Genomic DNA, 13,258 nt, shown 5'->3' with positions numbered 1-13,258 from the left:
CTCTCATTCCGCTCGCATCATTCGAATGCGTATGTCGCGTCCGCTGAGGCGCACTTCGACAGCCGACCACCGTTCCGCCTCGACCAGATCGACCGCGGCCGTGGTGGTTTGCGCTGTGCCGTTGGCGACGGTCAGCGTCCCCTCAGCACGCCCCAACACCGTTTTCGCGGAATCGAAGACGATCACCTCATACGGGAAGTTGTCCGACCGGCCGTCATGGTTGGCGGCCGTGAACGACACATTCATCACTGCCTGCCCGGTGTCGAGGTCTTCACCCTCGGCCGTCGGACGTTCTGCGGGTACCAACGTCAGCGGGTTCGGCGCAAAGTACAGTTCTGCAAACGGTGTCGGCTGCTTGGTGAACGACAACGCGAGCTGATGTCGCGCCTCGCTGGAGTAGCCAGCCGCCACGCCGCCAGCGAGCAGTAACGCGGCCAGTATCGCCAACACCAGCCCATAACGCCGTAACGCGAATCGACTGCGGAGACGACGTTGAGGCGAATGGCCGTGTGTCACCGACGGTTTCACCTCGACGCCGTCATCGACAACCATGCTCATTCAGCGTTCACGTGGCAGCCCTGATCGGCCGCGCCTCGACGTGCGACCCGAGCCGCGGGGCCGTGGTCGCCGCCAGGGAAACGACGACGCCCCCCGTCTCATCGACCACTGCCGGCAGTTTGTCCGCCCTGCGCAGCCGGGTGGCGAGAAGGATCGACAGGCATTGCAGGCCGTCACGCCAGGTGATCTTCTTGCCTTCCTCGAAGGTCCGGCCGTTGTAGGTGACCGGCACCTCGTAGGGCCGCACGCCGGCACGCAGGATCTTCGCCGTCAGTTCGGTGTCCAAGCCGAAGCCCCGCTGGGACAATGTCAACGCTCGGAAGTGCTGAGTAGGAATCAGTTTCAGGCAGGTGTGCATGTCGGTGATGCACGAGTCGAACAGCAGGTTCGCCACGAATGTGGTGAACCGGCCGCCGACTGCGAACCGGTAGGACGGAAACCTGGTGTTCATGCCGAAGATCCGGGTCCCGAATACGTGGTCGGCGACTCCGCTGAGGACCGGACCGAGAAGGGCCGGGATGTCTGACGGTGAGTATTCGAGATCGGCGTCGAGGATGATGACATGTGACCCCGAAGCCCGCTGGACACCGCTACGCACCGCGGCACCCTTGCCGAGATTGTGCGGGTGGCAAACGGTGATCACCCCCACATCGCCGAAGGGCCGCAACAGTTCCGCGGTTGCGTCGGTGCTGCCGTCGTCAACCACGATGAGCTCCATCGGGCATGGATAATCGACCGCCAGAACGCGATTGACGGCGCGCACGACCGTCGCCGACTCGTTGTAAACCGGCATCACGATCGACAGGGCGGTCACTGGTCACGCTCCAGCCCGGCCACTTGCCCAGCCGGCCGCCTCATGTCTGCAGAGCAGTCAGCCGCGGCACCTACTGCCATCATTTCGATGGCTTTCTATGGAGATGCGACGAGGCGACCCGCCTACCGCCGCGGCGATCGCACGAGCCATCCTGAGAAAACGGAAGTGTGACGAAACTTGCAGCGCGATTTTGTAGCATGAAAGAGCCTTCCTTTGCTGGGAGGGCAGGGGATGGGGTCGGTTTGGTCGCTGTCCCCATCCCCGCCAAGAGCGGTGAATCTGCAGGTCCTAGCCCATAGGCGCTCCATACGGTCCTCGCGAGGTGCACAGGAAGTCTTCATCGATCCGCCGGGGTGTGTCGCTAGCTGCCCATGAGTGCTCACGCATCGGCAGTCCAATCTGGCCGGCGAGCCGAGTAGGGCAAAGCTGATCCGCGATGCGGCGACGGCACACCACACGAACCGGTATCACCGCACTCCTCATTGGCAATCAACTTCAAGGCCCGACATTTAGCTGCACCGCCTGCCGCAAATCGTGGGCGATTTGCCAGCGGTGGTTGTTACCCCCGTGGCAACGACCGTGCATAAGTTAAGCAGACCATCCGCAATCATGCCAACCGGAACTCATCAAGAAGGTATGCATACTGCCGGATATCGGGGGAAAACCATGCCCACTCGTAGCAAACGGGGGACAAATTATCTCCCCGGGCAATTAAAGCTTGAATTTGCAACAATCCGGTTTATGACAGAAGCTGCCACTAGTCGGGCACCGCTACTGGCGTCCCCATGACGCTGAACGCAGTTGGCTATGTGACGACGGTCACAAGCCATTGCTCATGGCCTCCGCCTTCGACTTGCCCCATTCGAACTGGCAATCAAACGTTAGTTTGCTGTCCGACCTGATGGGTTCCGGAAGGGCGAACCATCACCTCACGACCATCGCCAACAAGCCCGCCCAGCCACGCTTGGCCTTCCGCGTGCGATCCGCAGCGATCTGATCGTGAACCGCACCCGGGTAGGCGGGACAACCCGATCAGTTCCGCGCGCGGGGCGCACGATGTTGGACAGTCGGTGATGCCGAGGCTTCGCAAGGTGCTCAACGGTATTCGCACACACTGACACTACGCTGTTGTGCCGAAAACTGCTGCGCGACAATGGTATTGCGCTAGCACCGGGGCTGCCGGCCTTCGCGATCTTCGGAGTCGGCCGCATGGACTCCGCCGCCACCGCACGAGACGCGCCACCGGGTACGGGGTAAGACGAGAATCAAGATCGCCTCGATATTCAGTCGCTCGTCAGGCACCAAATGCCGGCGACGGCGAAAGAGTCGGCCAGCGCCGCAACGCCGGATATCGTTGAAACCACAGCTCAATATCTGAGCCGGGAACGGTCGGCAATCAGATCTCGCTAGCGGATTCCCGATGGTGGTCCTGATCCGGAAGCATTGCAGTCCAATGGAAGAAGGCGAATGGCGATATCACGGCCAGCCTATTGGAATCGCGGTACTTCCCATCTGCTGCGTGGGCGTCGCCATAACCGCCGCGAATTCGGTCCGCGACAGAAGCCAGAAACTCTGGTCGGGTTATGGAAGACACTGCTGGGCATTGCATGCGCAGCGATCCTGATCGGCATGCTCTGCGAATGTGCATCGACGACGCCGGAGCTCGAACTTCACCAGGATTACAGCACCGTTCCAAACGGCAAACACCCGTCCAGATTCGACTCGGGGCAAACGGCCATTCTCACCTACAGTCCCGATGATATCGCCGCTCTTCCAACCATTTTCAATGGTAAGTCGATCATCACCTACAAGCGTGCAGGGATCGGTGCCGGTTACACGACTGCACGCTTGGACGACAGTGCCACCTACATTGAGGCCGACTGGAATTTCGGCCCCACCGGCACCACCGACAGCGGCCTCCTCGCGCTGTGTATGTACGCGAGCCCACTGCCGTCGGGTTACCTGGGCAGCACTCCCGTGCCGGACAGTCCAGCGCACGTCACCTTCTCGAATGACCACTTCGAGTACGGGGTTTGGCGACATGATGTGTTGACGGTTATCGCAAATGTCCCCTACGGACGGACTTTCACAACGGAACCGCAGCATGTGGCCGTCTACGTCCGTAAGGATTTGGGCAAAGCCTGGGTGTTGGGCCCGACGGGTAAGGTCTACGGCCCATTCGCCGATTCTCAAATCAGCGATTTGACCGCCCCGTATGTCACGGCCGAGCAGTTCTACGGCAATGCCGACACCGACAAGCGCGTTGAGATCCAAAGATGGGGTGCGTCGTCCCGCCCTACCGCCGTGCAGTCGTGGTGACAAAGCGTCGGAGCTATCGGCAGCTCTGGCGCTGAAAACAGCAACGTTTCGGGTTTGCGGTGTAGGTTTACGGGGGTGTCGTGGAGCCTGATCGACTTCGACGCGCTTGATGCGGAACAGCTGGCTTTGTGGTGTCGCGTTCGCAATGCCAACCCGGCGCTCGACAGCCCGTACTTCCATCCAGCCTTTGCCAGCGCGGTGCACGCGATATTCGGCGATGTCCAAGTGGCGACCGCCGACAACCAGGTCTGGTTCCCGTTACAGATAAGAAAGGGGCTGGCGCGGCCGGCCGGCTGGCCCGGTGCGGATTTCCATGGGCCGGTAGCGGCTCCTGGCGTAACGATCGATCCCCTCGACCTCGTACGCGCCACTGGGCTACGCGCCTTACGGTTCGACCACATCTCAGAGGACCGCACAGAGTTCGCGCCATGGGTCGACGGCCGCGAGGAGTCGCCCTTCATCGATGCCGCAGACGGCCTCGACGGCTATCTGACCCGTATCGACAAGGCGGGCCGGGACAAGCTGTCGCGAGTGCGCCGGATGACCAATAAGGCGACACGTCAGCTCGGCGACCTGCGCCTAGTGTGGGATGCGCGCGACCCAGCTCTTTTGGACTGGCTGATCGACATCAAACGCCGTCAGTATGCTGCAACGGGCGCGTACGACTTCTTTGCGATGCCTCGTCGCCGAGAGCTGGTGCACCATTTGGCCAACACGAGCGTCGACGGTTTCTCCGGCATGCTGTCGGCGGTGTACGCGGGCGAAACGTTGCTCGCCGCGCACTTCGGGCTGCGCGCCGGTGCCGTCGTTCACTGGTGGTTCCCCGTGTTCGATCGGGCGCACGCCGAGTTGGCGCCTGGGTGGATCATGTTGCGCGAGCTGATCGCTGCTGCCCCACAGATGGGCGTGACCCGCATCGACTTAGGCCCAGGCGTGGAGGACTACAAGCGCCGAGCGATGACGGGCTCGATTTCAGTGTGCCAGGGCGAGGTGACGCCCGACCCGCTGCGCCGGACACTGCGCGCCGCGCGGATCGCCGCCCGTCGCGCCGCAATCGCGAGACTGAAGAATTCGCCGCTCAAACCGAAGCTGAGTGCGATGCGGGCGGCCGGGTACCGCGCTCTGTCGGCACGTGAAGCCCGACGATAGCGAAACAGTAGCGTCCGCGCCCACTCACCTGAAAACGCTTGTCTGCGTTTGGCATTCGACTCGGCTTCCGCGGGACCCGGCTCGGCCCTGATCAGGTGAGCACGGTTGTCAAGGGGTACTTTCGCCCACGCAGTCCTGCGTTCGACGCCTGAGCAGTCGCGGAATCCAAATGAAGTCCGGGATGACTTGCGCCGCCAACATGGCAACAGCGGCAGCGGCTATGACGCCGGTACCACCCCATTTTCCGCCCCACCAGACGCCCAGCAGCACGGTCGTCACACCCATGACCGTGATACAGAACGATTGCCATCGGGCCTCTCGCGGCATCGTCAGCATGATGCCGCCTGGTAAGTGGATGCATTCAAGAAACAGCAGCACGGCGAACGCAATTGCCAGTGCCCGCGTCGCGCCCACCTTGCCGTCTGAAAGCACCGATGTAGCCCACGGCCCCAACGCCACGATGCCGAGGCCGGCCAAGGCGGACAATACCCCGAACGCGGCCACAGCCTTCAGCCACAACTGGGTGGAGGCAGCAAGGTTCGATCGGCGTTTGACGAATACCGGCCACAGCGCCATTCCGGCCGTATCGAAGACCATCCACACGACCGCGAAAATCTGAGCCATCAGAGCGTAGCGGGAGAGCTCCCCAGGAGTGGACACGTGCGAGAGGATCAACCGGTGCGATTGAAGGCCCATCGGAAGACCTATGCTCAACACGAACATCCACAGCGAGCCCTGTAACAGTTTGCTCTTCGCCTCTTCCACGCCGGGTCTTGCGAACGCTGACCACCCGATACCGCTCATTCGTAGCGCCAACAGAGTGGCAACGCAGTTTCCGGCCAGCACGCCACCAGCACCGGATACCGCATACCAAATCCCGTCCACACCAATGCTTTTCAGCACGAGAGTGATCAGCAACGTGAATACGGCGTTGGTCATGGTCAGCACCACCGCAAGCGGATTCATATTCAAACCGATGATGATCCGGATACCGATACCGGCCGGAATGCCCAGGGCGATCAGGCACGCCGCGACGGTGATCGCAATGCGGTCGGCCGGCCCCGTGGTCGTACCGATCAGCAGACGCCACGAATCTGTCGCCATCACTACAAGGCTGGCCGAGATCAGCACGCCCGCAACAACAATCAGCCTGCGCAAACCACGCTGCACGGTAGCCACAGCTGCGCGGTCTTCGGTGAGCCGCCCCGGCCGGGAGCAGGCACTGGTCACCACAGCACCGATTCCCAAGTCCGCGAACGGGATGAGCAAGGAAAGCGTCGTGATCAGCGACACCACGCCGAACACTGCCTCGCCGGTCTGGCGGACGATTATTGCTGTATTCGTCAGTCCCACCAGGGCGATCAACGGCGTTCCGACCACGCGGAAACCGGTCCCGAGCACAATGGCCCTGCGCTCGACGGGCTTGAGCGATGCGTCGTAGTGGACGGTTTCGGTGGCAGTCATGCTTGCACACACCGGCCTGACCGGGCCCGCAGGGATTCCCCATCCGACCCCACCGAGCGCCTGCTGCCGCTATCGCGGTACACGAACGTTGTCACGATCGCGTCTACCGATCCTTCGACAAAGACATCAACGGATTCATTGAACGCATCGACAGGGAGTAGAAGGCTGCCCGCCGTACCTCGCCTGATGCCGTCAGCCCGGAGATCGTGGTGCTGTGCAATGAACGCTGCTGCAGGCCGTCGACAATCATCCGCACTGCGCTGGCGCGGTCGAAGACACGCTCGGGGTGGTCGGCAAGGGTGTCGTGCAGCAAGATGATGCTCCCCGGCTCGGCCTGAGCGACCACCCCCGACATCACCGCCGACTCCCCCAGTCCGCTCCAGTCGAAACTGTCCACGTCCCACATGACGGTTTCCAGGCCGGCATCGCGCTCGCCTAGGAAGGAACCCACGGTCTGCGCTCCGAAAGGCGGGCGAAAGTACTTGACCGGTGCGCCTGAAATCGTCGACAGTTCGGCGGCCGCCGCCTCGAGCAGGCGCCGGGTCGATCCGCGCGAGCGGCCGGCCAGCGTTTGATGGTCGAACCCGTGCAGGCCGACTTCATGCCCTTCCGCGACCACTCGATGCACCAGTTCGGGCAGGCGGCGTGCGCTTTCCACCAGCATGAAAAACGTTGCGTGCATGCGATGTTCGGCGAGTATGTCCAGTATTCGAGGGGTCCACTCGATGTCGGGGCCATCATCGAAGGTCAACGCTACCAGTGGCTGATCAGTCCGCACATTCCTGATCGATCCCCAGCGCGCACCAACGAGCGCATCGACGGCCCCATGGGCGAAACGTCGCACGCCACGCTTTTGGGCCAACGGCTCTTTCATCGAAACTCCCTCGGCCGCAGCAGGTCCCGCATTCAGAGTCGCCACCGCGCGAGAAGCGGCGAGCTTGGCCTGAACCGCGTATTCCCAACAGCGTAGGTATGCGAGCGACGTCCGCCGTCCCTGGAATGGGTAGCAGCCCAACGAGTCCCAGATCCGGCGCATGTCATCGAAGGCCTCGTTGACCGGACGCGACGACCCAGCTCCGGTGGTGTCGAAATCCGCTACCACGCGCTCGATCGTGATGGGCTCGCGCACTAAGGCGGCGCGCAGCATGAACAATTGATCGGCCGCGATCGGGAAACCAACGTCATAGCCACCCAACTTCCTCACCAGCGAGGCGCCGAAGAACGACGCTTGATGCGGAATGGTCCCGCGTAACGTCAGGAACTTGCGCATGTCGAAAGGCATGGGGGCCTGGAAGCCGACGCTGGTGCCATCCGGTCCGATCTCATGTTCTATGCCATAGCCCCACAAGTCCCCTACGGGGCCAAGGTGCACGACCGTCTGCACAACGTGAGCCACTGCGTCCGGATCAGAGAAGCGATCACCAGAATGCATGAACCACAACAGATCTCCGGATGCATGGGCGATACCCTGGTTCATCGCGTCGTATCTGCCGGCGTCGGGCTCAGACTGCCAGTATGCGAACCCGGGCTCACTTCGAGACAGGTAGTCGCTGACGTCGTCACCCGATCCACCGTCGATCACAATGTGTTCGATGGTTCCGGGGTAACGCTGGGCACGCACACTGTCCACCGTTCGCTTCAGCCCATCGAGGTCGTTCAAGGTGATCGTGATCACCGAGACGGTCGGAGTCAACGTCACTGGCTCTGCTCCCTCAAACCTTTGCTCCACCGGACTTTCACCTTCCGCAACCCGATCCTCAACGCGGCTGCCGAGGCGTAGATCCACGCCCAGATTCCCGGCCTTCCCCATCGCACACCCGCGGCCACAGCGCAAAGAACGCTACGGAGGGAGCCTGCTTCGACGGCCGAAATAACGGGGCTGTACAGGAAGTAATCACCCCGCACCCTCTTAGACTCGTCGCCGAGTTCTTTGACGCCCCAATCGATGTAGTCTTTGCTGCGGTCCACTCCCGGCCGCGACGTCGACCCAGCCGTCACATTGACCTCGACGAGGCAATCAGGAAGCTGAACAATCGGAAGGTCGGGCAGTGCGCGCTGCACATTCATCAGCCACATGGGATCGTCATGAATCGAGCCGGCCGACACCGAGAGCGGAACCGCCTCCGCAACGGTTTTCGGGAACATCAGCGTCGGCACCGCTAACGAGGGGCGCGCTCTTCGCAGTGAGCGCAGTTTCATCAGGTAGGGAATGACTCGTTCGTGTGGCTCGACCAGCCTGCTGGGAATGGTCAACGGCTTCTGCCCATCAGCGCGCCGCACATAACGACAAGAAACGATCCACCGTCCCTCCCGTGGTGCCGCCGCGAGCTGTTTTTCGAGTTTGTCCTTCCGCCAACGGTCGTCGTCGTCGAGCAGCGCGATGATGTCGCCCTTGGCCGAGTCGATTCCCAGCTGCCTGGCACGGCCGGGTCCAACTCCTCCCGAAGTCCGCAACACGCGGATGGCGTCGGAATCCGGCAAGTCCGGTTCACAATCCGAGTCCACGACCACGATGACCTCGGCGGGCGCCACTGCCTGATTCAATGCGGATTCGACAGCCTCGCGCAGACTCGCTCTGCCGATGGTCGGAATGACGACGCTTACGGCCGCCTCAGTAGTCACGAACATCTCCCTTCACACCGCACTCGTCTTTCATGGGCAAGTGCCTCGCCGAGAACGCAACCGCGAGAACAGCGAAGGCGGCCAGAGCACCGTAGGACCACGGCGAGAACAACAGATCCCAAACCGCCTGTACCGACACGACGACCACCAGCGCAGCCCAGCGTCCGTATCGGGACGCGTTGCAGATCATCGCAAGCGCCGCTACCGCCAGTCCCACGGGCAGAAGCGCGGCAAACAGTCCACCCTCTGCCCAGGCGCCGAGCAACACCGAGTGAAGCGATACGTCACCGTTCGGCAGGTACCAGGTGCTCTCCAAGCGGACAGTTGGGTCGAAGCCAAGGGTGATCGCGAGACTCTTGGCATGGTCGAACACCTCCGCGCTGATGTTGTTCGCGCTGGCCCAGCCGAACCAGGGGCGATCCATGATCGCCGAGATCGACAGCGGCGACTCCGTCCGTCCAGCAAGGATCAGCGGAACGCCCTGAGCTAACTGGCTTTCCGTCTTGCGCTGAATCGCACTGCCTAAGAGCCCGCTCGTCGCCAGTTTCGGTAAGAGAGCGAACACCGCAGCTGCCGACCCCGCCACAAGTGTGAGCTGCAGCCATCGCGGGATCCTCTCGGCACCAGCCCAGCCCACCACCACGACGACCGCGGCAAGAACGCAATTCGTCGCCAGTGACCGGTAGTCCTCGGCCAGGCTGTAGGCCCCGATCAACACCAGTACTACGGCCTGCAGCGGAAGCCCGACTCTGACAACAGTCAAACCGAACAACAAGATGATGACGATCCACTGTCCCCAGCCGTATTTCCAGATGTCGCTGAAAGATCCGTAGGAGGACGCCGCCGCCGTGCCGGGCAGGATGCTGTAGACCACGGTGCCGATGGCGATGCCGCAAAAGATCGAGAAGATGCGGAGCAGGTCTCTTCCGGCCAGCACCAGAAAGCCCGCATAGTAGATGGCGAATGCCCCCCACTGTTGCACTCGTTGATCAACCAGACTCAAGTGGTTGATCTGTGCCGAGATGCAAAAGGCGGCAAACCCGATTATCGCGAGGGTCAGAGGAAGCCACTGCCCAAGCGCCGGTCGCGTCAGAAGCAATGCCGGCGCCAGGAGAAGACAGACCGGGGCGAGCATCGTCAGGGTGAACCCTTGGATCTGGATCGCCGACGTCGCACCCAATGCGATCAGCACCACTACGGTGAGCGCCCGTCGCGCGGTGGTCCGCCGGCTCTCGAACGAGCCGCGCGATGGCGAGCTACCGAGGCGCGGAATGGGTAGGGCTGCGGCGCGGTCACCAGCCAGTGCAGCGCGGTGAATGACCAAGTCAGTCATCGCAGGAACCCCGATATCACTCGGGGGCGCGTTCGACGAAACATCCCGCATCGCGCACTCCATTGCGGCACGACCATGTTGCGGGCATGCTCTTTTTCAAGACCACCTGTGGCTCCGGTGCTCGGGCTGATGACCCCAACGGAAGGCGAACGTTGACTCACGTGAGGGGCGAAGGTCTCGCAATCTCCCGACGATTCGTCGTGATGGTCTCCATGACGTTGCTCGTCGCGCTCGTCGGATGTCAGAAAGCCGCTCCGCCCACGCCTGCGACCGTGACAAACCCGCCTCCCCCGGCACCCGCTGCGCCACCGAGCATCGTCGGAGTCAACGCTGTCACGCTCAACGAACCGAACATCGACCCCGCGTCGCGAAGCCGCCAGTACGACTTGATCAAAGCCGCCGGCTTCCGGGCGGTCCGCGTCTACATCCAATGGGGCGACATCGAACGGTCTCCAGGCCAATTCGACTGGCGCGATACCGATGCGCTTGTCATGGAGGCGGCTGACCGAGGCTTGATGATCCTTGGCCTGGTGACCTACGCGCCGTCTTGGGCGGTCGCGCCTGAAAACCGGGCCCTGATCCATCCGAGACCTGCCGACGCGCAGGCTTGGCGCGATTTCATCGCCCAAGTTGCCCAGCGCTACTCGAACGTCGTTCACCACTGGGAAATCTGGAACGAACCGAATATCGACGACAGCTTCGCGCCGGCTCCCGATCTCGCCTTGTACTCGTCGATGCTCAAGGACTCCTACGCAGCCATCAAGTCTGCCGATCCCGGGGCTGTCGTGATCACCGGCGGGACATCCCCGGCCGTCGACGATCCGACGGAGATGGCGCCGGCCACCTTCATCAGGGGTTTGTACGAGCATGGCGCGGGTGAGTTCTTCGATGCAGTGGCCATGCACCCGTACAGTTCCCCGGATCTCCTGAGCGTCGAAGGGCCGGAGAATTCGTCGAACTCGAATCGCGCGATCAAGGAAGTCACTGAGCTTCTGGCCAGCCACGGCCAGAGCAGAAAGCAGATCTGGTTCACGGAATTCGGTGCATCGACGGCGGCTCCGGGCGCCGTCGCGCCGGATCTTTCCGGTCAGCAGGTCGGCGTGACGCAACAGCGTCAGGCCGAGATCTTGACAGACGGCATCAAGTACATGCGGTCTCTGCCCAATGGCGGCCCGATATTCCTGTTCGACTTCCGTGACGTCGAAACAGGCAGCCGCAACGTGGAATACAACTATGGTCTTCTCCGCTCAGATTTCAGCGCCAAGCCGGCGCTCGCCGCCGTCCAGGCCCTTCTCGGTGTGAGGTGATGCCGCACGGACGACCACGGCTCGGCCGTTTCCGTTCGAGTTCGGGCGCCGACGCGGGAGTTCGATTCTGAGTTTGGTCGTGGCGCTCTGCTCACGCTCGAACCAACTGCCGCCTTCCAACGGATTCGACCTGATGAATTCGGCAGGAGAGCCCCCGTAAATGCCCGGGGCTGGATCGATTTTCCTCGCTCTGGCCAGGGTCGAGTTCGCGGTCAGCAGCGAGTAGGGCGGCAGGATGGCACCTTTCAGCACCACGCAGTTGGTCGAGACGACGGAGCGCTCCCCGATCGTGACCTGCCCGGCCGTCTGCACGTTGCGCAGTATGTCGATCTCGTGGCTCAGAATTGTCGTTCGCTGACCGGCGATCGCGGACATCTCGCCGATCCGGACTACTCCGGAACAGTCCACATTGTGTCGGCTGGTGATGATCGCACCGTCACCCATGACCAAGCTTCCGACATCCGGGTGCAACGCTTGGTATGCCGGGTGCGCAGATATCGTGTTGAGAGATCCTATCGTGGCGCCGTCGCCCATCTTCAGAAGCCGAAGAGACCGAAAGATGTTCAGCGCGGCGATGTTAGCGCTCTCGCCGATGACGGCACACCCGACGTTCAACGCCACGACGGGACCGATGCGGGCAGACGACGCAACAGCGTGACCGAACATCCTCAACAGCTTGTTCTTCAGCGGACTGCTCGGCAGAAGCCAAACCAGCAGTTCGATCTTCTTTTTCACGGATTGGTCCCTCCCCCGCACTCGTCGGCCAGTGACTCGAGGAACCACCCGTACATCTTCTTCAGCCCCGCCTCGATCGTGACCGTGGGTCGCCAACCGAGTGCCCGTAGTTTGCTACTGTCCATGAGCTTGCGAGGAGTACCGTCCGGTCGGGTCGAGTCGAACTCCACCTCACCGTCGTATCCGACGACCGATTTCATCAGCAGAGCAAGGTCGCGGATCGAAATTTCCTGTGCGGAGCCGACATTGATGACCCCCCCGGCGTCATAGTGGCGCAGCAAGAACACGCAGGCATCAGCGAGGTCGTCGGCGTCGATCAACTCTCGCAGCGGTGAACCGGTTCCCCATACCACGACCGTCGGCTGTCCGGACAGCTTCGCCTCGTGGAATCGGCGCATCAGACCTGCGACCACATGAGAATGCTCCGGATGGAAGTTGTCACCGATTCCATACACGTTCGGGGGCATCGCCGCGAACGCGTTGAAACCGTACTGTTTGGCATACGCTTCGCACATCGTTATGCCGGCGATCTTTGCGACCGCGTAGGGCCGGTTGGTTTCCTCCAAAGGACCGGTGAGAAGGGCTTCTTCCACCATCGGTTGCTTCGCGTGCTTGGGATAGATGCAGCTCGAGCCCAGAAACATGAACTTCTCGACGCCATAGCGGTGGGCGGCGTCGATGACATTCGTCTGGATCTTGAGGTTGTCCCGAATGAAGTCGGCCCCTTGGGTGGCGTTGGCGATGATGCCGCCCACTTTCGCGGCGGCAAGTACGACGTACTCCGGCCTCTCCGAAGCGAAGAACTCCTCCACCGCTGCCGCGTCGTCTAGCGGAAGTTCCTTGTGGGAGCGAGTGAGTATGTTGCTGTAACCCTCGTCGAGGAGCCGACGGGTGATCGCGGAGCCGACCATGCCGCGGTGGCCGGCGACGTAGATGCGGGATTCAGTGTGCACGAGA

At 62.1% G+C, this 13,258-nt stretch carries 10 protein-coding genes and 2 pseudogenes; 3 read left to right on the top strand and 9 right to left on the bottom strand.

Features of this window, described 5'->3' with window-relative positions; all coding sequences use genetic code 11:
* Window positions 1–3 precede the first annotated feature (3 nt).
* Both AC5Y39_RS09025 and AC5Y39_RS09020 read right to left on the bottom strand, forming a co-directional pair.
* Window positions 4–552: a hypothetical protein gene (locus AC5Y39_RS09025; RefSeq protein ID WP_500018094.1), complete on the bottom strand. Its 549-nt coding sequence runs from the start codon at window positions 550–552 to the stop codon at window positions 4–6.
* Window positions 553–565: 13 nt separating this feature from the next.
* A complete protein-coding gene (locus AC5Y39_RS09020) occupies window positions 566–1,372 on the bottom strand; it encodes a glycosyltransferase family 2 protein (protein ID WP_500018092.1) in 807 nt (268 codons plus the stop codon).
* Window positions 1,373–2,839: 1,467 nt separating this feature from the next.
* Here AC5Y39_RS09020 and AC5Y39_RS09015 point away from each other — a divergent pair.
* Together AC5Y39_RS09015 and AC5Y39_RS09010 are read left to right on the top strand one after the other, a co-directional pair.
* The gene (locus AC5Y39_RS09015; protein WP_500018090.1) at window positions 2,840–3,691 is read left to right on the top strand and encodes a hypothetical protein; all 852 of its coding nucleotides are present in this window, start codon (window positions 2,840–2,842) and stop codon (window positions 3,689–3,691) included.
* 75 nt (window positions 3,692–3,766) lie between these two features.
* Window positions 3,767–4,840, top strand: a complete 1,074-nt coding sequence (locus AC5Y39_RS09010; protein ID WP_500018088.1) for a GNAT family N-acetyltransferase — start codon at window positions 3,767–3,769, stop codon at window positions 4,838–4,840.
* A 108-nt stretch (window positions 4,841–4,948) separates the two neighbouring features.
* Here the strand turns inward: AC5Y39_RS09010 and AC5Y39_RS09005 are convergent, their stop codons facing one another.
* The 5 genes and pseudogenes from AC5Y39_RS09005 to AC5Y39_RS08985 form a co-directional block, all read right to left on the bottom strand.
* The gene (locus AC5Y39_RS09005; protein ID WP_500018086.1) at window positions 4,949–6,304 is read right to left on the bottom strand and encodes a lipopolysaccharide biosynthesis protein; all 1,356 of its coding nucleotides are present in this window, start codon (window positions 6,302–6,304) and stop codon (window positions 4,949–4,951) included.
* Window positions 6,305–6,407: 103 nt separating this feature from the next.
* A pseudogene (locus AC5Y39_RS09000) lies at window positions 6,408–7,067 on the bottom strand (polysaccharide deacetylase family protein); the annotation flags it as partial.
* A 189-nt stretch (window positions 7,068–7,256) separates the two neighbouring features.
* Window positions 7,257–8,003 (bottom strand): annotated as a pseudogene (locus AC5Y39_RS08995) (glycosyltransferase family 2 protein); the annotation flags it as partial.
* Window positions 8,000–8,926 (bottom strand): glycosyltransferase, encoded by a 927-nt coding sequence (locus AC5Y39_RS08990; protein WP_500018084.1) that lies wholly within the window; start codon window positions 8,924–8,926, stop codon window positions 8,000–8,002. The gene AC5Y39_RS08990 and the pseudogene AC5Y39_RS08995, both read right to left, overlap by 4 nt.
* Complete coding sequence (locus tag AC5Y39_RS08985; protein ID WP_500018082.1) at window positions 8,916–10,118, bottom strand: hypothetical protein; 1,203 nt, start codon at window positions 10,116–10,118, stop codon at window positions 8,916–8,918. Before AC5Y39_RS08985 ends, AC5Y39_RS08990 begins: the two co-directional genes overlap by 11 nt.
* A 527-nt stretch (window positions 10,119–10,645) precedes the next feature.
* Here AC5Y39_RS08985 and AC5Y39_RS08980 point away from each other — a divergent pair.
* Window positions 10,646–11,566: a cellulase family glycosylhydrolase gene (locus AC5Y39_RS08980; protein ID WP_500018080.1), complete on the top strand. Its 921-nt coding sequence runs from the start codon at window positions 10,646–10,648 to the stop codon at window positions 11,564–11,566.
* Here AC5Y39_RS08980 and AC5Y39_RS08975 read toward each other — a convergent pair.
* Both AC5Y39_RS08975 and AC5Y39_RS08970 read right to left on the bottom strand, forming a co-directional pair.
* Complete coding sequence (locus tag AC5Y39_RS08975) at window positions 11,507–12,301, bottom strand: acyltransferase (protein WP_500048209.1); 795 nt, start codon at window positions 12,299–12,301, stop codon at window positions 11,507–11,509. The two genes, AC5Y39_RS08980 and AC5Y39_RS08975, sit on opposite strands and share 60 nt — an antisense overlap.
* Window positions 12,298–13,254 (bottom strand): GDP-L-fucose synthase family protein, encoded by a 957-nt coding sequence (locus tag AC5Y39_RS08970; protein WP_500018076.1) that lies wholly within the window; start codon window positions 13,252–13,254, stop codon window positions 12,298–12,300. Before AC5Y39_RS08970 ends, AC5Y39_RS08975 begins: the two co-directional genes overlap by 4 nt.
* Between the last annotated feature and the right edge of the window lie 4 nt (window positions 13,255–13,258).

The organism is Mycobacterium sp. NGS39 (assembly GCF_059812765.1).
Note: the sequence above shows the minus strand (reverse complement) of the source record. Positions and strands in the feature narration are given on the sequence as shown.